This window comes from Burkholderia puraquae (genome assembly GCF_002099195.1).
Classification (GTDB): Bacteria; Pseudomonadota; Gammaproteobacteria; order Burkholderiales; family Burkholderiaceae; genus Burkholderia; species Burkholderia puraquae.
Genome location: NZ_NBYX01000005.1, coordinates 331,243 through 353,929, shown reverse-complemented (window position 1 = coordinate 353,929; position 22,687 = coordinate 331,243). Strand labels below are relative to the sequence as shown.

17 protein-coding genes are annotated in these 22,687 nt (G+C 68.3%); 9 read left to right on the top strand and 8 right to left on the bottom strand.

What is annotated here, in order from left to right; genetic code table 11:
- Positions 1-41 precede the first annotated feature (41 nt).
- The 5 genes from B7G54_RS13040 to B7G54_RS13020 all read right to left on the bottom strand — a co-directional run bounded on the left by B7G54_RS13040 (position 42) and on the right by B7G54_RS13020 (position 7,524).
- On the bottom strand, positions 42-1,442 hold the full coding sequence (locus B7G54_RS13040) for a GGDEF domain-containing protein (protein ID WP_085039452.1): 1,401 nt from the start codon (positions 1,440-1,442) through the stop codon (positions 42-44).
- A 261-nt stretch (positions 1,443-1,703) separates the two neighbouring features.
- Positions 1,704-2,882: an acetyl-CoA C-acyltransferase gene (locus B7G54_RS13035; RefSeq protein WP_085039451.1), complete on the bottom strand. Its 1,179-nt coding sequence runs from the start codon at positions 2,880-2,882 to the stop codon at positions 1,704-1,706.
- Positions 2,883-2,933: 51 nt separating this feature from the next.
- Entirely contained in the window at positions 2,934-3,566 is a 633-nt protein-coding gene (gene pncA, locus B7G54_RS13030; protein ID WP_046545910.1) for a bifunctional nicotinamidase/pyrazinamidase, read from the bottom strand.
- Between the two features lie 40 nt (positions 3,567-3,606).
- Positions 3,607-5,691 carry a 3-hydroxyacyl-CoA dehydrogenase NAD-binding domain-containing protein gene (locus B7G54_RS13025; RefSeq protein ID WP_085039551.1) on the bottom strand — a complete coding sequence of 695 codons (2,085 nt, stop codon included), beginning with the start codon at positions 5,689-5,691 and terminating at the stop codon, positions 3,607-3,609.
- Between the two features lie 189 nt (positions 5,692-5,880).
- Complete coding sequence (locus tag B7G54_RS13020) at positions 5,881-7,524, bottom strand: 3-(methylthio)propionyl-CoA ligase (protein WP_085039450.1); 1,644 nt, start codon at positions 7,522-7,524, stop codon at positions 5,881-5,883.
- Between the two features lie 146 nt (positions 7,525-7,670).
- Between B7G54_RS13020 and B7G54_RS13015 the strand changes: the two genes are divergently transcribed.
- The 5 genes from B7G54_RS13015 (at position 7,671) to B7G54_RS12995 (ending at position 11,479) form a co-directional block, all read left to right on the top strand.
- Positions 7,671-9,239: a protein adenylyltransferase SelO gene (locus B7G54_RS13015; RefSeq protein ID WP_085039449.1), complete on the top strand. Its 1,569-nt coding sequence runs from the start codon at positions 7,671-7,673 to the stop codon at positions 9,237-9,239.
- Between the two features lie 43 nt (positions 9,240-9,282).
- Positions 9,283-9,714: a peptide-methionine (R)-S-oxide reductase MsrB gene (msrB, locus tag B7G54_RS13010; protein ID WP_085039448.1), complete on the top strand. Its 432-nt coding sequence runs from the start codon at positions 9,283-9,285 to the stop codon at positions 9,712-9,714.
- Positions 9,715-9,837: 123 nt separating this feature from the next.
- The gene (locus tag B7G54_RS13005; protein WP_034181202.1) at positions 9,838-10,368 is read left to right on the top strand and encodes a septation protein A; all 531 of its coding nucleotides are present in this window, start codon (positions 9,838-9,840) and stop codon (positions 10,366-10,368) included.
- Position 10,369: 1 nt separating this feature from the next.
- Positions 10,370-10,678: a BolA family protein gene (locus B7G54_RS13000; RefSeq protein WP_085039447.1), complete on the top strand. Its 309-nt coding sequence runs from the start codon at positions 10,370-10,372 to the stop codon at positions 10,676-10,678.
- An 18-nt stretch (positions 10,679-10,696) separates the two neighbouring features.
- The gene (locus B7G54_RS12995) at positions 10,697-11,479 is read left to right on the top strand and encodes a peptidylprolyl isomerase (RefSeq protein ID WP_085039446.1); all 783 of its coding nucleotides are present in this window, start codon (positions 10,697-10,699) and stop codon (positions 11,477-11,479) included.
- A gap of 171 nt (positions 11,480-11,650) precedes the next feature.
- Here the strand turns inward: B7G54_RS12995 and B7G54_RS12990 are convergent, their stop codons facing one another.
- The gene (locus B7G54_RS12990; RefSeq protein ID WP_085039550.1) at positions 11,651-12,196 is read right to left on the bottom strand and encodes a GNAT family N-acetyltransferase; all 546 of its coding nucleotides are present in this window, start codon (positions 12,194-12,196) and stop codon (positions 11,651-11,653) included.
- 5 nt (positions 12,197-12,201) lie between these two features.
- Entirely contained in the window at positions 12,202-16,266 is a 4,065-nt protein-coding gene (purL, locus tag B7G54_RS12985; RefSeq protein ID WP_085039445.1) for a phosphoribosylformylglycinamidine synthase, read from the bottom strand.
- A 331-nt stretch (positions 16,267-16,597) separates the two neighbouring features.
- Between purL and B7G54_RS12980 the strand changes: the two genes are divergently transcribed.
- From B7G54_RS12980 to pgi, 3 genes are all read left to right on the top strand, one after another.
- Positions 16,598-17,899 carry an FAD-dependent oxidoreductase gene (locus B7G54_RS12980; RefSeq protein ID WP_085039444.1) on the top strand — a complete coding sequence of 434 codons (1,302 nt, stop codon included), beginning with the start codon at positions 16,598-16,600 and terminating at the stop codon, positions 17,897-17,899.
- 52 nt (positions 17,900-17,951) lie between these two features.
- The gene (locus B7G54_RS12975; protein WP_085039443.1) at positions 17,952-19,496 is read left to right on the top strand and encodes an NAD(P)H-hydrate dehydratase; all 1,545 of its coding nucleotides are present in this window, start codon (positions 17,952-17,954) and stop codon (positions 19,494-19,496) included.
- 111 nt (positions 19,497-19,607) lie between these two features.
- Entirely contained in the window at positions 19,608-21,230 is a 1,623-nt protein-coding gene (gene pgi, locus B7G54_RS12970) for a glucose-6-phosphate isomerase (protein WP_085039442.1), read from the top strand.
- 68 nt (positions 21,231-21,298) lie between these two features.
- Here the strand turns inward: pgi and B7G54_RS12965 are convergent, their stop codons facing one another.
- Positions 21,299-22,012, bottom strand: coding sequence for an ABC transporter ATP-binding protein (locus B7G54_RS12965; RefSeq protein ID WP_085039441.1), 714 nt, complete (start codon positions 22,010-22,012; stop codon positions 21,299-21,301).
- On the opposite strand from B7G54_RS12965, the gene B7G54_RS12960 reads away from it, so the two are divergent.
- Positions 22,011-22,685: an arylesterase gene (locus tag B7G54_RS12960; protein ID WP_085039440.1), complete on the top strand. Its 675-nt coding sequence runs from the start codon at positions 22,011-22,013 to the stop codon at positions 22,683-22,685. The genes B7G54_RS12965 and B7G54_RS12960 overlap by 2 nt on opposite strands.
- The last annotated feature ends 2 nt before the right edge of the window (positions 22,686-22,687 follow it).

Genomic DNA, 22,687 nt, shown 5'->3' with positions numbered 1-22,687 from the left:
CGCGTCCGATCACCGGTGCCCGCGTGCCGCGCAAACCCGTGTCACCGCGACACGACGCGGTTCCGCCCTTCCCGCTTCGCCTGGTACAAGCGTTCGTCGACTACGCGCAGCAACGCATCGACCGTGCTGCCGTCGACTCCGTATTGCGCGACGCCGACGCTGACCGTCACCTGCACGCGCTTGAAATCGAGCCCGAACGGCGAGCTCGCGATCGACGAGCGTACGCGCTCGGCCGTCATCCGCGCGCCCTCGAGCGGCATTTCCGGCAGCAGCGCCATGAATTCCTCGCCGCCGACCCGCGCGAGCCCGCCGGCCGGCCGGATCGCGTCGAGGCACTGGCGCACGACGCCACGCAGCACCTCGTCGCCGATCTGGTGCCCGTATGCATCGTTGATGTTCTTGAAATTGTCGAGATCGAGCGCGAGCAGGCAGAACGGCGTGCCGTCGCGCTCCGCCCGTACCATCTCGCGCTCGACCTGCGCGATGAACTGCCGGCGGTTCGACGCGCCCGTCATCGGATCGGTCGCGGCCATGTATTCGAGCTTCTGGTTCGTGCGCCGCAACTCCTGCAGCGCGCTCTCGGTACGCGCCATCGATTCCGACAGCCGGCTCATCAGGTCTTCCTGGCTGTAGATCGCCGAGAACGAGCGCGTCGTCTGCAGCGCCTGCACGACGCCGTAGCTGAGCAGGAAGAAGCCGCCCGCGAAAATCGCGTGCGCGAGCCACCACATGTGATTCCACGGCTTGCCGAGAATGAACGCGAGCGACGACAGCGCGAACGCCATGATCGACACGCCGTAGATCACCATCAGCGGCGAGCGGATCCGCCGCGCGAGCAGCACGGCGACGTTCAGCAGCGAGAACACGAGCGCGCCGCCTTCCATCGACAGCCGCGTACCCAGCGCGCCCGCGACCGGTGAATACGCGATGTACGCCACAACCACGTTGACGATCACGAAGAACACGATCCACGGCAACCACGTGCGCACGCTCGTGCGCTTCTCGATGCGATCGGGCGGACGCGAATACGACAGCAGGCCCGTGAGCAGCAGGATCGACATCACGAGCCGAGACGCGGGCCCGTACAGCAGGAACAGCCAGATATTGTGATGCGCCATCCCGGTGAACGCACCGTGCAGCGCATAGATCATCGCGAAGCCGAGAAAGCCCAGTGTCAGCCAGCGCAGCAGCGGCTCGCCGGACGACCGGTAGCACACCCATGTCACATAGGTGACGAACGCGCCCTCGAGGGTCGCCGCAGCGATCGCGATTTCATGGAACGCGTGGCTCTCGAACACGACGTGAGGGTCGCTGAAGATCCACAGATAGGCGATCAGATAGGCGGGCAGCAACGCAAATCCGATCAGCAGGCATTTCGCGTAGAGCCTCGCGGCCGCGCTGACGACGCGCGGCGGTTCCCCGGCTGCATAGGTCGTACTCATTCGGTCCCCGGTCGGTCTGCTGCGTTGGTTCGAACCTTCGCGGCACGGATCGCACGAAGCACGAACCGGCCCATCGTGCCGAAAGGCAAATGTCAGAGCAAGTATAGGTGGGGCAATTCGTTTGACAAGTAAGGGGAAACGGCATTGCGCAACGCACGCGTTTTGCTTCGCGATTGTATCGAATGGCGGTTCAGTCACGCCGATTCGCATCGCGGCCGCCTGCTTCGCCGAAGCGAAACCGCGGCCGCACCCTGCCAAAGATCAGAGGATTTCGAACAGGCCGGCCGCGCCCTGGCCGCCGCCGATGCACATCGTGACGACCGCGTACTTCACGCCGCGCCGTTTGCCTTCGATCAGCGCATGGCCTGTCAGGCGCGCGCCCGACACGCCGTACGGATGGCCGACCGCGATCGCGCCGCCGTTCACGTTCAGGCGGTCCTCAGGAATCCCGAGCGTGTCGCGGCAGTACAGCACCTGCACCGCGAACGCTTCGTTCAGTTCCCACAGGCCGATATCGTCGACCTTCAGCCCCGCCTGCTTCAGCAGCTTCGGCACCGCGAACACGGGGCCGATGCCCATCTCGTCCGGCTCGCAGCCGGCCACCGCGAAACCGCGGAACACGCCGAGCGGCTGCAGCCCTTCGCGCTGCGCGGCGTCGGCGCTCATCACGACGCAGGCCGACGCGCCGTCCGAGAACTGGCTTGCGTTGCCGGCGGTGATCACGCCACCCGGCACGGCCGACCGGATCTTCGACACGCCTTCGAGCGTCGTGTCGGGGCGGATTCCTTCGTCGGCCGATACCGTCACTTCCTTCGTGAAGAGGCGGCCCGTCGCCTTGTCGGCAATGCCCGCGAGCACGGTGATCGGCACGATCTCGTCGCGAAAGCGACCGGCTTCCTGCGCGGCAGCGGCCCGCAGTTGCGACTGCACGCCGTACTCGTCCTGCCGCTCCTTCGAGATGCCGTAGCGCTTCGCGACGTTCTCGGCCGTCTGCAGCATGTTCCAGTAGATCTCGGGCTTGTGCTGGTCGAGCCAGCCTTCCTTGATCATGTGGTGGTTCATCTCGTTCTGCACGCACGAGATCGATTCGACGCCGCCCGCTACGTACACGTCGCCTTCGCCCGCGATGATCCGCTGCGCGGCCAGCGCGATGGTCTGCAGCCCCGACGAGCAGAAACGGTTCACCGTCATCCCCGGCACCGTCACGGGCAGCCCCGCGCGCAGTACGATCTGCCGCGCGATGTTCGTGCCGGTCGCGCCTTCGGGGTTCGCGCAACCCATGATCACGTCCTCGACGCGTGCGGGGTCGAGCTTCGCGCGTTCGAGCGCGGCCGCGACCACGTGGCCGCCGAGCGTCGCGCCGTGCGTCATGTTGAAAGCACCGCGCCAGGATTTCGCCAGCGGCGTGCGGGCGGTCGATACGATTACGGCTTCGGTCATGCGAGTCTCCTTCGGTCCTGCTTCATGTCCTGAATCGGATGGGGGAATGCGCTACGCCGCCGGGCGCGCGCCCGCGGACGTCACATGCGCGACGCCCGCTGCCTGCATCTGCTGCCATGCGTGGGCGAGCGACCCGTTCAGGTCGATCGCGCGGCACGCATCGTTGATTACCGCGGCTTCGAAACCGGCCGCGCGCGCGTCGAGCGCCGACCACGCGACGCAATAGTCGGTCGCGAGCCCGCAGCACCACACGCGCTTCGCGCCGAGCTCGCGCAGATAGCCCGCCAGCCCCGTGCGCGTCGTGCGATCGGCTTCGACGAACGCGGAATAGCTGTCGACCTGCGCGTCGCCGCCCTTGCGGATCACGAGCCGCGCATGCGGGATGTCGAGATCGCGATGCAGCGCCGCGCCGTCGGTGTCCTGCACGCAGTGCACGGGCCACAGCACCTGCTCGCCGTACGGCAGTGCGAGCGTGGAGAACGGTTCGCGGCCCGGATGGTTCGCCGCGAACGACACGTGCTCGCGCGGGTGCCAGTCCTGCGTCAGCACGACCTGGTCGAAGCGTTGCGCCAGTGCGTTGATCACCGGCACGACCGCGTCGCCATCGGGCACCGCGAGCGCGCCGCCCGGCATGAAGTCGTATTGCACGTCGATCACGAGCAGTACGTCGTCGGTGCGTTTCATTGCGTTTCTCCAGGTGTGCGTCGCGCCGCGATCCGGCGCGTCAGCCGTTGAACCCGCGGCCGGCCTTCGCGAGCGCCGCGATCGACGGCGCGAGCTGCCATGCGTCGCCGTTCGGCGCGGCCGCATAGCGGCGAATCGCGCGCTCGACGTTGTAGAGGCCGACCACGTCGGCGTACAGCATCGGGCCGCCGCGCCACAGCGGGAAGCCATAGCCGGTCAGGTAGACCATGTCGATGTCGGACGCCTTCGACGCGATCTTCTCCTCGAGGATCTTCGCGCCTTCGTTGACGAGCGCGAACACGAGCCGCTCGACGATCTCGTCGTCGCCGATCTTGCGCCGCTCGACGCCACGCTCCTTCGAATACGCGACGACCATCTCGTCGACGAGCGACGACGGCTTTGCCTTGCGCTCGCCCGGCACGTAGTCGTACCAGCCGGCGCCCGTCTTCTGGCCGAAGCGGCCCTGCTCGCACAGGCGGTCGGCGATCTTCGAGTACTGCAGGCCCGGCTGCTCGACGTAGCGGCGCTTGCGGATCGCCCAGCCGATGTCGTTGCCGGCGAGGTCGCTCATCCGGAACGGCCCCATCGCGAAGCCGAATTTCTCGATCGCACGGTCGACCTGCGCGGGCAGCGCGCCTTCCTCGAGCATGAAGAGCGCCTGGCGGATGTACTGCTCGATCATCCGGTTGCCGATGAAGCCGTCGCACACGCCCGACACGACCGCCGTCTTGCGGATCTTCTTCGCGACGGCCATCACGGTGGCGAGCACGTCCTTCGCGGTCTGCGCGCCGCGCACGACCTCGAGCAGCTTCATCACGTTCGCCGGGCTGAAGAAGTGCATGCCGACGACGTCCTGCGGGCGCTTCGTGAACGCCGCGATCTTGTCGACGTCGAGCGTCGACGTGTTCGACGCGAGGATCGCGCCCGCCTTCGCGACTTCGTCGAGCTTCCTGAACACCTGCTCCTTCACGCCGAGTTCCTCGAACACGGCTTCGACGATCAGGTCGGCATCCTTCAGGTCATCGTAGGACAGCGTCGGCGTGATCAGCGCCATGCGCGCGTCGAGCTTCTCCTGCGTGAGCTTGCCCTTCTTCACCTGTGCGTCGTAGTTCTTGCGGATCGTCGCGACGCCGCGCTCGAGCGCTTCCTGTTTGGTCTCGAGCAGCGTGACGGGCAGGCCTGCGTTGATGAAGTTCATCGCAATCCCGCCGCCCATCGTGCCCGCGCCGATCACGCCGACGCGGCGGATCTCGCGCAGCGGCGTATCGGCCGGCACGTCGGGAATCTTGCTCGCCGCGCGCTCGCCGAAGAACGCGTGCCGTAGCGCGCGGCTTTCCGGCGTCATCATCAGCGCGACGAAACCCTCGCGCTCGGCAACGCTGCCCTTGTCGAAGCCGTGCAGCACGCCGGCCTCGATCGCGTCGATGCACTTGTGCGGCGCGGGGAAATTCGGTGCGGCGGCCCGGGCCGAATTGCGCGCGAACTGGATGAAGCCCGCGGCGTTCGCGTGGACGATCTTGCGATCGCGCACACGCGGATGCGGCCCCTTCTGCGCTCCCACCTTGCGGGCGAACGCGACGGCCGCGTCGAGCAGGTCGCCGTCGGCCATTTCGTCGAACAACCCGCTCTTCGCGAGCTGCTCCGACGGCACGGGCGCGCCCGACACGATCATGTTCAGCGCGGTTTCGAGCCCCACCGCGCGCGGCAGGCGCTGCGTGCCGCCCGCGCCCGGCAGCAGGCCGAGCTTCACTTCGGGCAACGCGACCTGCGCGCCGGGTGCCGCAATGCGATAGTGCGCGCCGAGCGCGAGCTCGAGGCCGCCGCCCATCACGACGCTGTGCAGCGCCGCGACGACGGGCTTCGCACTCGCCTCCACCGCGTGAATCACGGTGTGCAGCGTCGGCTCCTGCAGCGCCTTCGGCGTATTGAATTCGGTGATATCGGCGCCGCCCGAGAATGCGCGTCCCGCGCCGGTCAGCACGATGGCCGTGACCGACGGGTCCTGCGCGGCGCGATCGAGCGCGTCCATGACGCCCTGACGGGTCGACAGGCCGAGCCCGTTGACGGGCGGATTGTTGAGCGTAAGGACGGCTACACCGTCGCGAGTCGAGTAATCCACTGCCATCTGCCTGCCTCCATGCATCGCGCGCCGGGGTGGCTGCGCTTCATTGTGCGCGGTCGAACAGCCGCATGTCCGAATGAACTGAGGCAGCATACAACAAAAAAGCACGGTCGTTCAATTTGAATTTTTGTTCCCGATCCGGGGCCGGATCGGGCGACCGCTTCGCGAGCCGCTTGCGGCCCGGGCCCGACGTTACGACTCGTCGACGGCCGTCGGCAATACGTAATCGCGGAACGTCTCGCGCAGCTTCAGCTTCTGCAGCTTGCCGGTCGCGGTGTGCGGCAGCGATTCGACGAACACGACGTCGTCCGGAATCCACCATTTCGCGACCTTGCCTTCGTAGAACGCGAGCAGCGCGTCGCGGCTCAGGCTCGCCCCTTCGCGCGGCACCACGACGAGCAGCGGGCGCTCGGTCCATTTCGGGTGCGCACAGGCGATGCAGGCGGCCTCGGCCACGCCCGGGTGCGCGATCGCAACGTTCTCGATATCGATCGAGCTGATCCACTCGCCGCCCGACTTGATCACGTCCTTGCTGCGGTCGGTGATCTGCAGGAAGCCGTCGGGATCGATCGTCGCGACGTCGCCGGTCGGGAACCAGCCGTCCGACAGCGGCGACGTATCGCCGCGAAAGTAGCGGTCGATCACCCACGGGCCGCGCACCTGGAGTTCGCCGAACGCGACACCGTCCCACGGCAGTTCGTGGCCGTCCTCGCCGACGATGCGCATGTCGACGCCGCAGATCACGCGCCCCTGCTTCTCGAGCAGCTTGCGCTGTGCGTCGAGCGGCCGCTGCGACTGCGCCCAGTTGAGCTTCGCGAGCGTGCCGAGCGGCGACAGTTCGGTCATCCCCCATGCATGGATCACGCGCACGCCGTATTCGTCCTCGAAGGTGCGCAGCATCGCGGGCGGGCACGCGGAGCCGCCGATCACCGTGCGGTTCAGCGTCGAGAAACGCACGCCGGCTTCGCGCATGTAGTTGAGCAGGCCGAGCCACACGGTCGGCACGCCCGCGGAGAACGTCACGCGCTCGGCTTCCATCAGCTCGTACAGCGATTTCCCGTCGAGATCCTTGCCGGGCAGCACGAGCTTGCCGCCCGTGAGCGGCACCGCATACGGCAGCCCCCATGCGTTGACGTGGAACATCGGCACGACGGGCAGCACGGCGTCCATCGCGGACAGGTTCATCGCATCGGGCAGCGCAGCGCCATACGCGTGCAGCACGGTCGAGCGGTGCGAATACAGCACGCCCTTCGGGTTGCCGGTCGTGCCCGACGTGTAGCAGAGCCCAGACGCCTGCTGCTCGTCGAGGCGCGGCCAGTCGTAGCGGCCGTCCTCCGCTTCGACGAGCGTTTCGTAACAGAGGAACGGCGTCGTGCCGGACGGCAGGTGCGCGGCATCCGTCATCGCAACCCAGCCTTTCACGTGCGGGCATTGCGGCGCGATTGCGTCGACGAGCGGCGCGAAATTGATGTCGAAGAAGACGTAGCGGTCTTCCGCGTGATTGACGATGTACGCGATCTGTTCGGGGAACAGGCGCGGGTTGATCGTGTGGCACACGGCGCCCATGCCGCCGATCCCGTAATACGCTTCCAGATGCCGGTAGCCGTTCCACGCCAGCGTACCGACGCGATCGCCGGTTTCGACGCCGAGCCGCGCGAGCGCCTGTGCCAGCTGCTTCGCGCGGTGTTCGCAATCGCGGTACGTGTAGCGATGCAGATCGCCTTCCACGCGCTTCGACACGATCTCCGTGTCGCCGGCGTGCCGCGCGGCATGAGAAATCAGCGAGGACACGAGCAACGGCATGTCCATCATCTGGCCCAGCAACGGCTTACCCATCGTCTTGTTCTCCGTGAGGATGCGAATCGGTGCCTCTGCAACGCGCCCGTCAGCGGCCCCGGACGGGCGTGGCGCACGGTGCGCGGGCCGCCATGCGGGCGGCGCGGCGCCGCCTTACAATATCGGCTTACCCAGAGGCGCTCAACATGTCGTTTTCCCGAAGCGAAGCCGATCCGGCTGACACCCTCCCCGATCTCGCCGCCACGCTCGGCGCGCCCGCCGCTGGCGCGTTCGTCACGCTCGGCGACGCGTTTCATACGCGGCTGCCGGCCGCGCCGCTTGCCGCGCCGTACATCGTCGGCTTTTCCGGCGAAGTCGCGCAACTGCTCGACCTGCCGCCATCGATCTCCGCGCAGCCCGGCTTCGCCGAGCTGTTCGCCGGCAACCCGACGCGCGACTGGCCCGCGCACGCGATGCCGTACGCATCGGTGTATTCCGGCCACCAGTTCGGCGTGTGGGCCGGCCAGCTCGGCGACGGCCGCGCGCTGACGGTCGGCGAGCGCACCGGCTCGGACGGCCGCCGCTACGAACTGCAGCTGAAAGGCAGCGGCCGCACGCCGTATTCGCGGATGGGCGACGGCCGCGCGGTGCTGCGCTCGTCGATCCGTGAATTCCTGTGCTCGGAAGCAATGCATCACCTCGGCATCCCGACCACGCGCGCGCTGACGGTGATCGGCTCCGACCAGCCGGTGGTGCGCGAGGAGATCGAGACGTCGGCCGTCGTCACGCGCGTGTCGGAGAGCTTCGTGCGCTTCGGCCACTTCGAACACTTCTTCTCGAACGATCGCCCCGACCTGCTGCGCCAGCTCGCCGATCACGTGATCGACCGCTTCTATCCGGATTGCCGCCGCGCCGACGATCCGTACCTCGCCCTGCTCGAAGCGGCGACGCTGCGCACGGCCGATCTCGTCGCGCAATGGCAGGCCGTCGGCTTCTGCCACGGCGTGATGAACACCGACAACATGTCGATCCTCGGCGTGACGATCGACTACGGCCCGTTCGGCTTCGTCGACGCGTTCGACGCGAATCACATCTGCAACCACTCGGACAACAGCGGCCGCTATGCGTACCGGATGCAGCCGCGCATCGCGCACTGGAACTGCTACTGCCTCGCGCAGGCGCTGCTGCCGCTGATCGGGCTGCAGCACGGCATCGCCGACGACGATGCGCGCGCCGAGCGTGCGGTGGACGACGCGCAGGCCGTGCTCGCGAAGTTTCCGGAACGGTTCGGCCCCGCGCTTGAACGCGCGATGCGCGCGAAGCTCGGCCTCGAGCTCGAACACGAGAACGATGCCGAGCTCGCCAACAAGCTGCTCGAGACGATGCATGCGAGCCATGCGGACTTCACGCTGACGTTCCGCCGGCTCGCGCAGGTCTCGAAGCACGACGCGAGCCGCGACGCGCCCGTGCGCGACCTGTTCATCGACCGCGACGCGTTCGATGCGTGGGCGAACCTCTACCGCGCGCGGCTGTCCGAGGAAACGCGCGACGACGCGGCTCGTGCCGTTGCGATGAACCGCGCGAACCCGAAATACGTGCTTCGCAACCATCTGGCCGAAGTCGCGATCCGGCGTGCGAAGGAAAAGGATTTTTCGGAAGTCGAGCGGCTCGCGCAGATCCTGCGCCGGCCATTCGACGAACAACCGGAGCATGAAGCGTACGCGGCGTTGCCGCCCGACTGGGCCGGCTCGCTCGAAGTGAGCTGCTCGTCCTGAGCCCCGACCCGCGCGTATCGACCGACCGATCAGGAGAACCCCCATGTCCCACGATTCCGACGACAAGACCTTCCCGTACCAGAAGGACGACGCCGAGCTGCGCCGTCGGCTCACGCCGATGCAGTACGAAGTCACGCAGCACGCGGCAACCGAGCGCGCATTCACCGGCGAATACACCGATACCGAAGACGCCGGCATCTACAAATGCGTCGTCTGCAGCACGCCGCTGTTCGAATCCGGCTCCAAGTTCCACTCGGGCTGCGGCTGGCCCAGCTACTTCAAGCCGCTCAACGGCGAGGTGATCGACGAAAAGGTCGACTACTCGCACGGGATGGTGCGCGTCGAGGTGCGCTGCAACCACTGCGGCGCGCATCTCGGCCACGTCTTCGAGGACGGCCCGCGCGACCAGACCGGTTTGCGGTACTGCATCAATTCGGCTGCGTTAAACTTCGAGTCCCGACCCGAAAACGAATGAGCGGCGCCGGGCGGATCTGCGGGGCGCCCCTCGCCGTCGCCCCGATCCGCTCCAGCGGTGCCTGGCGGGTCCCTACAACGGTGAAAGGCCGCGCATGCGGCCTTTCACGCAGCTGCGAGCGCCATGAAATTCCTGTTCGATCTGTTTCCGATCATCCTGTTTTTTGTCGCCTTCAAGGTCTGGGGCATCTTTACCGCTACCGCCGTCGCGATCGTCGCGACGCTGGCCCAGGTCGCGTGGGTCGCCTTCCGGCACCGGAAGGTCGACACGATGCTGTGGGTCAGCCTCGGCGTGATCGTCGTTTTCGGTGGCGCCACCCTCGTCCTGCATGACGAGAAATTCATTCAATGGAAACCGACTGTGCTGTACTGGCTGTTTGCGGTCGGGCTGCTCGCCGCGCGCTATGCGTTCGGCAACAACCTGATCGAGAAGATGATGGGCAAGCAGCTCACGCTGCCGCACCCCGTGTGGGACAAGCTGAACGTCGCCTGGGCGCTGTTCTTCGCGGTGCTCGGCGTCGCGAACCTGTACGTGGTGCACAACTTCACCGAATCGCAATGGGTGAACTTCAAGCTGTTCGGCACGACGGGCGCGATGGTCGTGTTCATCATCCTGCAGAGCCTGTGGCTCACGAAATACCTGAAGGACGAGTGACATGACGGACGCCTTTCTCCATGCGTCGCCCGACGAACGCATCGCGCTGATCGAAGCGCGCCTCACCGCCTCGCTCGCCCCGCTGTCGCTCACCGTGCGCGACGACAGCGCGCAGCACGCGGGCCACGCCGGCGCGGCCGCCGGCGGCCACTTCACGGTCACGATCGTGTCGGCCGCGTTCACCGGCAAGCCGCGCGTCGCGCGGCACCGGCTGGTGTATGATGCGCTCGCTGATGCGATGCAGCGCGGCATTCACGCGCTCGCGATCGTGGCTTACACGCCCGAAGAATTCAACGAATCTTCAATCTAGTCTCATTAGGAATTCCCGATGATCCTGAAATCCCCCCGCCTGTGGGTCGCGGCGGCTGCTTTTGCAGCGGCACCGGCATTTGCCCAGAACATCGCCGTCGTCAACGGCACGCCGATTCCGAAGTCGCGCGCCGACGCGATGGTTGCTCAGCTCGTCCAGCAAGGCCAGACCGACAACCCGCAACTGCAGCAGGCCGTGCGCCAGGAACTCGTGAACCGCGAAATCCTGATGCAGGAAGCGATCCGCGAAGGCATCCCGAACCGTCCGGACGTGAAGGCGCAGGTCGCCGTCGCGCAGCAGACCGTCGTGCTGCGCTCGATGATCGAGAGCTTCCTGAAGAAGAACCAGCCGACCGACGCCGAAGTGAAGGCGCGCTACGACGACCTCGTCAAGGGCGCCGGCGGCAATCGCGAATACCACTTGCACCACATCCTCGTCAGCGACGAGCAGCAGGCGAAGGACCTGATCGCGAAGATCAAGGCCGGCGCGAAGTTCGAGGATCTCGCGAAGCAATACTCGAAGGATCCGGGTTCGGGCAAGAACGGCGGCGATCTCGACTGGTCCGACCCGAAGGCGTACGTGCCGGAATTCGCGGCGGCCGCGCAGAAGCTGCAGAAAGGCCAGATGACCGACACGCCGGTGAAGACGCAATTCGGCTGGCACATCATCCGTGTCGACGACATCCGCGACATCGCCCCGCCGCCGCTCGAGCAGGTGAAGGCGCAGATCGCACAGCAGCTCGTGCAGCAGAAGCTCCAGGCGTTCGAGGAAGGCCTGCGCCAGCAGGCAACTGTCAAGTAACGCCGGCACGCGCCGCACGCGCATCGAAAAGCCGCTCTTCGGAGCGGCTTTTTTATTGCCCGCGCACTGCCTCCCGATGCGTCACGACGTGCAGCGGCCCACCAAAAGAAAAGGCCGCTCCGAAGAGCGGCCATTCCCGTGTGCGAGGTCGACTCGCGCTGCAAACTCGCGCTACGCGGGATAGAACGCGTCGTGATAGCGAACGTCACCCGACGGCAGCGGCGCCGAATCGTCGAGCGACAGCGCGAGGAAATATTCGGGCGGCACGCCCGGGAACACGATGTCGCCGGATGGCGCAAAGCCGAACCGCGTGTAGTACGCGGCCTCCCCGAGCAGGACGCACCCGCGCGCGCCCAGCCGGCGCAACGCGTCGAGCCCCGTGCACACCAGCCCTGCGCCGATGCTCTGCCGCTGGCAGTCGGGCAGCACCGCGAGCGGCGCCAGCCCGTACCAGCGCTGGCTGCCGGACGGCTCGCCGCCGATCGACACCGGCGAGAACGCAACGTGCCCGATGACGCGGCCATCGCGCTCCGCGACGAGCGAGACGCTCAACGCACCGTCCGCACGCAACGTGCCGACGATCCGCCGTTCGAACTGCCCGCCTTCCGGCTCGCCCGCGAACGCGGCGACGATCACGCGGCCGATCGCGTCGGCCTCGCTTGCACGTTCATCGCGCAGCGTGACGACTTCGACCGGCGCGTTCGGGTCGAACATCATCCCGCTCAGCCGATCCAGCGGCGCGCGTTGCGGAACACGCGCATCCACGGGCTTGCTTCACCCCAGCTTTCCGGGTGCCAGCTCATCGCGACCGTACGGTGCACGCGCTCCATGTGCGGCATCAGCACCGAGAAGCGGCCGTCGGCCGTCGTGACCGACGTGATGCCGGCCGGCGAGCCGTTCGGGTTGAACGGATAGCGCTCGGTCGCTTCGCCGCGATGGTCGACGAAACGCATCGCGACCGCGACGCGATCGATGTCGCCCTGCTGCGAGAAGTCCGCGTAGCCTTCGCCGTGCGCGACCGCAACCGGAATCCGCGAACCTTCCATCCCCGCGAAGAAGATCGACGGCGACTTCTCCACTTCGACGAACGAGAAGCGCGCCTCGAACTGCTCGGACTTGTTGCGCGTGAACTTCGGCCACGCTTCCGCGCCCGGGATCATCGACGCGAGGCTCGACAGCATCTGGCAGCCGTTGCAGATGCCGAGCGCAAACGTGTCGGGGCGCGCGAAGAACGCCGAGAACATGTCGGCGAGGTTCGCGTTGAAACGGACCGTCTTCGCCCAGCCTTCGCCGGCGCCGAGCACGTCGCCGTACGAGAAGCCGCCGCATGCGACCGCACCCGCGAAATCGGCGAGCGTTGCACGGCCGGCGAGCAGGTCGCTCATGTGCACGTCGTGTGCATCGAAGCCCGCGCGGTCGAACGCGTAGGCCGTTTCCAGATGCGAGTTCACGCCCTGCTCGCGCAGGATCGCGACGCGCGGCCGTGCGCCCGTCGCGATGAACGGCGCGGCGATGTCGTCGGCCGGATCGAAGCTCAGCACCGGCGAGATGCCCGGATCGGCCGCGTCGAGCAGTGTGTCGTATTCGGCATCCGCGCACGCGGGGTTGTCGCGCAGGCGTGCGATGCGCCAGCTCACTTCGCCCCATGCGCGATGGAGTTCGGTGCGCGGTGCGCCGAAGATCTTCTTCGCGTCGCGATACACCTCGATCACGTCGCGATCGTTGACCGAGCCGATCACGTGCGAGCACGCCGACAGGCCGAACTCGCGCAGCGCGCCGAGCACCGCGTCACGGTCGGTCGCACGCACCTGCACGACGGCGCCGAGTTCCTCGGAGAACAGCGCGCGCAGCGTGCGATCTTCGCGACGGCCGCTCGTCTGCTTCGCCCAGTCCTTCGCGTCGCCGTAGTCGGACTCGTGATTCGGGTCGAGCGTCAGCATGTCGACATTCAGCGACACGCCCGCGTGGCCCGCGAATGCCATTTCGCACACCGTCGCCCACAGGCCGCCGTCCGAGCGATCGTGGTATGCCAGCAGCTTGTCTTGCGCGTTGAGCGACTGGATCGCGTTGAAGAAGCGCTTCAGGTCTTCCGCATCGTCGACGTCCGGCGTCGTGTCGCCGACCTGCTGCGTGACCTGCGCGAAGATGCTGCCGCCCATCCGGTTCTTGCCGCGGCCGAGATCGATCGCGATCAGCACGCTGTCGCCTGCGTCGGCGATGCGGCGCAGTTGCGGCGTCAGGTGACGGCGCACGTCCTCGACCGGTGCGAACGCGGAGATGATCAGCGACACCGGCGACACCACTTCCTTCGCGACGCCCTGCTCGTCCCACTTCGTCTTCATCGACAGCGAATCCTTGCCGACCGGGATGCCGATCCCGAGCGCCGGGCACAGCTCCATGCCGATCGCCTTGACCGTGTCGAACAGCGCGGCGTCCTCGCCGGCCGTGCCGCATGCAGCCATCCAGTTCGCCGACAGCTTCAGCTTGTCGAGCGACGCGATCGGCGCGCTCGCGATGTTCGTGATCGCCTCGCCAACGGCCATGCGGCCCGATGCCGGCGCGTCGATCACCGCGAGCGGCGTGCGCTCGGCCATCGTCATCGCCTCGCCCTTGAAGCCCGCGTAGTCGAGCGCCGTGATCGCGCAGTCGGCCACCGGCACCTGCCACGGGCCGACCATCTGGTCACGCACCGACGTGCCGCCGACCGAGCGGTCGCCGATCGTGATCAGGAACGACTTGCTGCCGACCGTCGGATGCTTCAGCACGTCGACCGCGACTTCCGACAGTGCGATGCCCGTCACGTCGACCGGCGCACGCTCCGTCGTCACGCGCGTGACGTCGCGATGCATGCGCGGCGGCTTGCCGAGCAGCACTTCCATCGGCATGTCGACCGGGTATTCGTCGGCGCCCGTCGCTTCGTCGTCGACGAGCTTCAGCTGGCGCTCGTCGGTTGCAACACCGACCACCGCGAACGGGCAGCGCTCACGCGCGCAGATCGCCTCGAAGCGCGGCAGATCGGCCGGCGCGATCGCCAGCACGTAGCGCTCCTGCGCTTCGTTCGACCAGATTTCGCGCGGCGACAGGCCCGATTCCTCGAGCGCGACCTTGCGCAGTTCGAAGCGCGCGCCCTTGCCCGCGCCGTCGACGATTTCAGGGAACGCGTTCGACAGGCCGCCCGCGCCGACGTCGTGGATGCTCAGGATCGGGTTTTCCGCGCCGAGCTGCCAGCAGCCGTTGATCACTTCCTGCGCGCGACGCTCGATTTCCGGGTTGCCGCGCTGCACCGAGTCGAAGTCGAGCTCGGCCGTGTTCGCGCCGGTCGCCATCGAGCTCGCGGCGCCGCCGCCCATCCCGATCCGCATGCCGGGGCCGCCGATCTGGATCAGCAGCGAGCCGGCCGGCACGTCGTGCTTGTGCGTATGCTGATCCGCGATGTTGCCGAGGCCGCCCGCGATCATGATCGGCTTGTGATAGCCGTGCACCTTCCCGCCGACGTTCTGCTCGTACACGCGGAAGTAGCCGCCGAGGTTCGGTCGGCCGAATTCGTTGTTGAACGCGGCGCCGCCGAGCGGGCCGTCGATCATGATTTGCAGCGGCGATGCGATGCGGTCCGGACGGCCGTACGGGCCGTGTGCGTCGTTCGGGTTGCGCTCGCCGACCGGCTGCGCCGCGTCACGCGCGTTTTCCCACGACTGGCGGGCGTCCGGCAGGTCGAGGTTCGACACGGTGAAACCCGTCAGGCCGGCCTTCGGACGCGCGCCGCGGCCCGTCGCGCCTTCGTCGCGGATCTCGCCGCCCGCGCCGGTCGCCGCACCCGGGAACGGCGAGATCGCCGTCGGGTGGTTGTGCGTCTCGACCTTCATCAACGTGTGCGTGAGCTCGGTGTGGCGGCCGTAGCGCTCGCCCGGCTCGCCGGCCGCGCCCGCATTGCGCGGGAACCAGCGCTCGGCTTCGGCGCCGACCATGATCGACGAGTTGTCCGAATACGCGACGATCGTGCCCTGCGGGCTCAGCTTCTCGGTGTTGCGGATCATCGCGAACAACGACATGTCCTGCGCTTCGCCGTCGATCGTCCACTGCGCGTTGAAGATCTTGTGGCGGCAGTGTTCGCTGTTCGCCTGCGCGAACATCATCAGTTCCACGTCGGTCGGGTTGCGCTCGAGCTTGCGGAACGCGTCGACCAGGTAATCGATCTCGTCGTCGGCGAGCGCGAGGCCCAGCTCGACGTTCGCGCGTTCGAGCGCGCCGCGGCCGACACCCAGCACATCGACGCTCGCGAGCGGCTTGGCCGGCAGTTCGTCGAACAGGTGCTTCGCGTCGTCGCGCGCTGCGACCACGCTTTCGGTCATCCGGTCATGCAGCGCGGCCGCGACCGCTGCGCGCGCATCGTCCGACAGCGCCTTCTTGCCGCCGAGCAGGCCCGACTTCAGCGTGACCGTGAATTCGACGCCGCGTTCGATGCGGCGCACGTGCGTGAGGCCGCAGTGTTGCGCGATGTCGGTCGCCTTGCTCGCCCACGGCGAGACGGTGCCGAAACGCGGCAGCACGACGAAGGTCTCCGCCGTGCCCTTCTCGGCGGCCGGCTCGAACGGCGCGCCGTAGTGCATCAGCGCGTCGATGCGCGTACTGTCGTCGGCCGACAGCGGCTCGGCCGCATTGACGAAGTGCAGGAACTGCCCGCGCACTGCGACGATGTTGGCGTCGATTTGCCTGAGCGTATCGAGCAGACGGGTTTGACGGAAATCGGAGAGGGCCGAAGCGCCGGGAAAACACGAGAAGTGAGCCATGGGCTGGACTGACGTCGATGAGTCGCGCGAGGTGGCGACGTGGGGCGAAAGGAAGGCCGTAATTATACCCGGAAGTCGGACGCCCAAGACCGGCCGATCGGTAGCCTGCATGCACCGCAACGGTGCCGCAGTGCGCGCCGCACACGGCCCGCCCGCCGGGCGCCCCGCACGGGCGCGGCAGCCGGCGGCCGTGGCGTGGCCGCACGGTCGGTGCTCGCCTGGCGCCGGTTCCCGCGATTTTGGCGCTATCATTCCGGGTTCACCGGGCCGGGGCCCTCAGCGAATTCTCACCGGGCGGCGCCTGCGCGCCGCCCGTCATCGAAGCAATCCAATGGATGTCATCGTCATCGGCGGCGGAATCAGCGGCGTCGCCACCGCCTACCAGCTGCGCGCGGCCGGCCATCGCGTGTGCGTGGTCGAACGCCACGCGACCGTCGCGCAGGGTGCGACCTACGGCGACGGCGGCGCGCTGCTGCCGAGCCCGCTCGACGTCTGGTTCGGCCCGACCTTCATGCGCCAGCGCCAGCCGCGCGACAGCGGCATCGTCTACAAGCCTGGCTTCAACGGCGGCGTGCGCCGCTTCGTCAAGCAGCTCGGCACGCTGCGCGAGCCCGACGCGTTCGCCGCCCAGTACGCGCGGCTGCGCCCGCTGATCGATGCGTCGCGCGACACGCTCGCCGACATCGAGACGCGCCTCGAACTCGAATTCGAGCAAAAGCCCGGCATCCTGCACGTCGTACGCGATCCGCGCGACTGGGACGCGATGCAGCCCGCGCTCGACCTGCTGCGCACGCTCGACCAGCCGTACCGCCTGCTCTCCGCCGACGAATGCGCGGCGCTCGAGCCTTCGGTGCCGGCCGAGCCCGGCTTCGCCGGCGGCGTGCTGCTCGAGACCGAACGCACCGGGAATTGCCCGCTGTTCGCGAAGCTGGTCAAGCAGACGCTCGACGAGCATGGCGTGCAGTTCCGCTTCGGCGCCGAAGTCGCGGCGATCCGCGTCGACACCGGCCGCACCGCGGTCGAGCTCGTCCCGCCCGGCGGCCGGCGCGCATCGAACGCACGCGAGGTCGACGTGATTTCCGCCGATGCGATCGTGGTCGCCGCCGGCGCCGGCAGCCTGCCGCTGCTCGACCGGCTCGGCTGGCGCCTGCCGCTGCACCCGGTGCGCGTCCATACGCTCACCGCGCCGGTCGCCTACGAAGAACACGCGCCGCACCTGAACGTCGTCGATTCGATCAAGCGGATCTCGATCACGCGTACCCACCAGCGGCTGCGCATCGGCGGCGGCGCCGTGCTGCAGAGCCTGCCCGACACCGCGAAACCGCTCGCCGAACCGCTGTCCGAGGCGGCGCTCGCCCTGCTCGGCCAGGCGGTCCACGACTGGGTGCCCGGTGCCGCGAGGATCTCGGCCGCGTTGTCCTGGCAAGGCACGCAGCTGCTGTCGCCGGACGGCCTGCCGGTCGTCGGTCCGACCCCGCATCCGCGCGTGTTCGTCAATTTCGGCCACGGCCCGGCCGGCTGGGGGCTCGCGTGCGGGTCTGCTAAAGTGGTGACCGATTACCTGGGCGGCGACGTGCAGCACTGGCCCGCCGACACGCTCGCCGCGCTGCGCGCCGGGCGCTTCACGACCTGACCGCCGCGGGCTCGTCCCCGGCGGCCTCCTTGCCAGCCGCCACGACCCCGCGATGACCATTCCCCGCCCGCTCACCGATTCCGATCCGATCGCGCTGCTGCGCGTCGCCGACCTGCGCGCGGCCGAAGCCGACGCTGCCGCCGCGCTGCCGCCACACACGCTGATGGGCCGCGCCGGCGCCGCCGCCGCGCGCTGGCTGTCCGAGCGCGCCGCCGGCGACGACCGCCCCGTCTGGTTCGCGGTCGGCCCCGGCAACAACGGCGGCGACGCGCTGGTTGCCGCCGCGCACCTTCAGCAGCTTGGCGTCGCGACCCAGGCATGGATGCCGGTGCCGGTGAAGCCGGACGACGCGCAATGGGCGCTCGCCCTTGCGCGCGCAGCCGGCGTGCCGCTGTCGGCCACGCCGCCCGCTTCGCTGGACAGCTACGCGTGGGTCGTCGACGGGCTGTTCGGCATCGGTCTCGGCCGCGCGCTCGACGGCGCATTCGCCGAGCAGGCGGCGCGCATCGCCGCGCATGCGCGCAGCGGCGGCCACGTGCTCGCGCTCGATGTGCCAAGCGGGCTCGACAGCGATACGGGCCAGATCGTCGGCGCGGGCGTCGCCGTCGCCGCCACCCATACGCTCACCTTCATCGGTGCGAAGCCGGGCCTCTACACCGGCGAAGGCCGGGATCTCGCCGGCGAGATCGACGTCGCCTCGCTCGACATCGCGCCGCCCGCCGCACCGGCCATCGTGCTGAATTCGCCCGCGCGGTTCGCCGCCGCCCTGCCCGCGCGCGCATTCGCGTCCCACAAGGGCACGTTCGGCAGCCTCGCGGTGCTCGGCGGCGACACGGGCATGTGCGGCGCACCGATCCTCGCCGCCCGCGCCGCGCTGTTCGCGGGTGCCGGCAAGGTGCACGTCGGCTTCCTCGGCGCCGGCGCGCCGCCTTACGACCCGCCGTTCCCCGAACTGATGCTGCATCCGGCCGACAGCCTCGATCTCGACGCGATGACCGCGATCGCGGCCGGCTGCGGGCTCGGCACGCGCGAGGCCGCGGCGACGCTCGTGCGCGACGTGCTCGAGCACGACGCCGCGACGCTGCTCGATGCCGACGCGCTGAATCTCGTCGCGACACATGCGGATCTCGCAGCCGCCGTCGCCACGCGCGGTGCGCGCGGCAATCCGTGCGTGCTGACACCGCATCCGCTCGAAGCCGCGCGGCTGCTCGGCAGCGATACGTCGTCGGTCCAGCGCGACCGCGTCGCGGCCGCGCTGGCGCTCGCCGCGCGCCATGCGGCCATCGTCGTGCTGAAAGGCTCGGGCACGGTGATTGCGGCGCCCGACGGCCGCGTGACGATCAATCCGACCGGCAATGCGGCGCTCGCCACGGGCGGCACCGGCGACGTGCTCGGCGGCCTGATCGGCGCGTTGCTCGCGCAGCGCGTCGCACCGTACGAAGCGGCGCTCGCGGGCGTCTACCTGCACGGTCTCGCGGCCGACACGCTGACGGCGCACGGCACGGGCCCGGCCGGACTCACGGCCGGCGAACTCGCGCCGATGGTGCGCACGCTGATCAATCGCCTTTTTTATCCGTCGCCGCGCGCCGACACGTAACGCCGCTATACTGACTGCCCCGCCGCACGGCGGACCCTCTCGTCCGCCGGCCTTCCGATCACGATGAGCCGGCGCGGCATTCCTCCCGATTCACGCTTCACTCGAACCGCCATGACGCTGAAATCGCTCCCCGCCTGGACTGCCCTTCAATCCCATTTCGAGCAGATTCGCCACGCCCGGCTGCGCGACTGGTTCGCGCCGGAAAACGACCACGCACCGACCCGCGCCGAGCGCTTCACGTTCGCGGGCGGCGGCCTCGCGGCCGATTTCTCGAAGAACCGCATCAACGACGACACGCTGCGCCTGCTCGCGCAGCTCGCGCGCGACGCGGGCGTCGAAGCCCGCCGCGATGCGATGTTCGCGGGCGAGATCGTCAATCCGACCGAAGGCCGTGCCGCGCTGCACACCGCACTGCGCGCGACCGATCCGCAAGCGCCGTTCCATGCACAGGTCAGCGCCGAGCGCGCGAAGATGGCGACGTTCGCGCGCGCCGTGCGCAGCGGCACGTGGACGGGCTACACCGGCAAGCGCATCCGCCACGTGATCAACATCGGCATCGGCGGTTCCGATCTCGGGCCGAAGATGGTCGTGCATGCGCTGCACCACATCGCCATGCCTGAGATCTCCACGCACTTCGTGTCGAACGTCGACGGCGCCGATCTCGCGCGCGTGCTCGAACAGGTCGATCCCGAGGAAACGCTCGCGATCATCGTGTCGAAGACCTTCACGACGCTCGAGACGATGACGAACGCACGCTCGCTGCGCGACTGGTTCGTCGCGCGCGGCTGCCCCGAGGACGCGCTCGCGAAGCACTTCGTCGGCGTGTCGGCGAACCCGGCAGAAGTCGTGAAGTTCGGCATCGCCGCGGAGAACGTGTTCGAAATGTGGGACTGGGTCGGCGGCCGCTATTCGCTGTGGTCGGCGGTCGGCCTGTCGATCATGATCGCGATCGGCCCCGAGCAGTTCGATGAGCTGCTGGCCGGCGCGAACGACATGGACCGCCATTTCCGCGAAGCGCCGCTCGAGCGCAACCTGCCCGTGCTGCTCGGCCTGATCGGCATCTGGTACCGGAATTTCTTCGGTTCGCAAAGCTATCTCGTCGCACCGTATTCCGAAGCGCTGCATTACCTGCCGTCGTACCTGCAGCAGCTCGAAATGGAGAGCAACGGCAAATCCGCGCGTCTGGACGGCACCTTCGTCGACTACCCGACGTCGGCCGTCACGTGGGGCGAGCCGGGCACCAACGGCCAGCATGCGTTCTTCCAGATGCTGCACCAGGGGCCGACGATCGTGCCGATCGACTTCATCGCGGTGCTGACGCCCGAGCATCCGCTCGCGAGCCATCATCCGAAGCTGCTTGCGAACTGCTTCGCGCAGAGCGAGGCCTTGATGCTCGGCCGCACGCTCGACGAAGCGCGCAGGGTCGCCGGGCCGGGCGAGGAAGCGCTCGCGCCCCACCTGACGTTCCCGGGCAACCGCCCGACGACGACGCTGCTCGTCGATGCACTGACGCCCCGCACGCTCGGCGCGCTGATCGCGCTGTACGAACACAAGGTGCTCGTGCAGGCAACGGTGTGGGACATCAATCCGTTCGACCAGTGGGGCGTCGAGCTCGGCAAGATTCTCGGCAAGGTGGTGGAAGCCGACCTGTCGGCCGAGTCGGTCGATCCGGCGAAGCACGACTCGTCGACCACCGCGCTGATCGAGCGCGCCCGCACGGCGCTGAAGCGTTGAAGCGCTGACGCGACGGCGTCATGCCGATACCGGCCGCTCGGCGCACGCTGCGCGGCCGGCAAGATAATTCAGACTTTGCGCTGTGCTGCGTGCGGCTCGACGATGCGCCCGGCGTCGAGCGTCACCGTCGTCGCGCAGCGGCGTGCGAGTTCGGTATCGTGCGTGACGAGCACGAGCGTGGCACCGTGCGTGCGGTTCAGTTCGAACATCAGGTCGATGACCGCATGGCCCGTGGCCGCATCGAGGCTGCCGGTCGGCTCATCGGCAAACAGGATCGCCGGGCGCGTAACGAATGCGCGCGCAAGTGCGACGCGCTGCTGCTCGCCCCCGGACAACAGCTTCGGATAATGCGCGGTGCGTTCGCCGAGACCGACCTGCACGAGCAGCGCCCGGGCACGATCGGCTGCTTCGCGCGCGCTGATGCCGCCCTGCAGCTCGAGCGGCAGCATCACGTTCTCGAGCGCCGTCAGGTGCGGCATCAACTGGAACGACTGGAACACGAACCCGACTGCGCCGTTGCGCAGCGCCGCGCGCGCATCCTCGTCGAGCTGGTCGAGCGCGCGACCGAGCAGGCGAACCGTGCCGCTCGTCGCGCTGTCCAACCCCGCAAGCAGGCCGAGCAGCGTCGACTTACCCGACCCCGACGCGCCGACGATCGCGAGGCTGCTGCCCGGCCGCACGGCGAGCGTGATGCCGTCGAGGATCGTCAGCTCGCCCGTTGCATCGGCGACCCGCTTGCACACGTCATGGACTTCGATGATCGGATCGGTAATCTTGAACATGGACACGACAATTCGCTGGAAAAGACGCGCGGCGGTCGCCGCGCTGCTGGGCACCCTGCTGGCCGCCACCGTGCCGGCGCACGCTGCCACGACGCCGGCCGCGACATCGGGCCAGCCCGTGATCGCCGTGCTCGGCGACAGCCTGTCGGCCGAATACGGGCTGCCGCGCGACACCGGCTGGGTGGCGTTGCTGCGGCAACGGCTCACGGCCGAGCGAATCGATTATAGCGTCGCGAACGCCAGCGTCAGCGGCGACACCACGAGCGGCGGCCGCGCGCGGCTGCCCGCAGTGCTGCAGCGGCTCAAGCCGTCGATCGTCGTCGTCGAGCTCGGTTCAAACGATGCGCTGCGCGGCGTGCCGCTCGCAACGACCGAGCAGAACCTGCGCGACATCATCGCCGGCGCGCGGCAGGCACGGGCGAAGGTCGTGCTGGTCGGCATGTATGTGCCGCCCAATTACGGCCCCGATTACACGCAGAAGTTCCACGCCGTCTATACGCGGCTGTCGAAGGATCTCGGCGTGCCGCTCGTGCCGTTCCTGCTGGCCGGCATCGAGAACAAGCCCGAGATGTTCCAGGCCGACCAGATGCATCCTGCGCAGCAGGCGCAGGGCATTCTGCTCGACAACGTCTGGCCGGCGCTGAAACCGCTGCTCGGCAAGCCGCGCGGCTGACG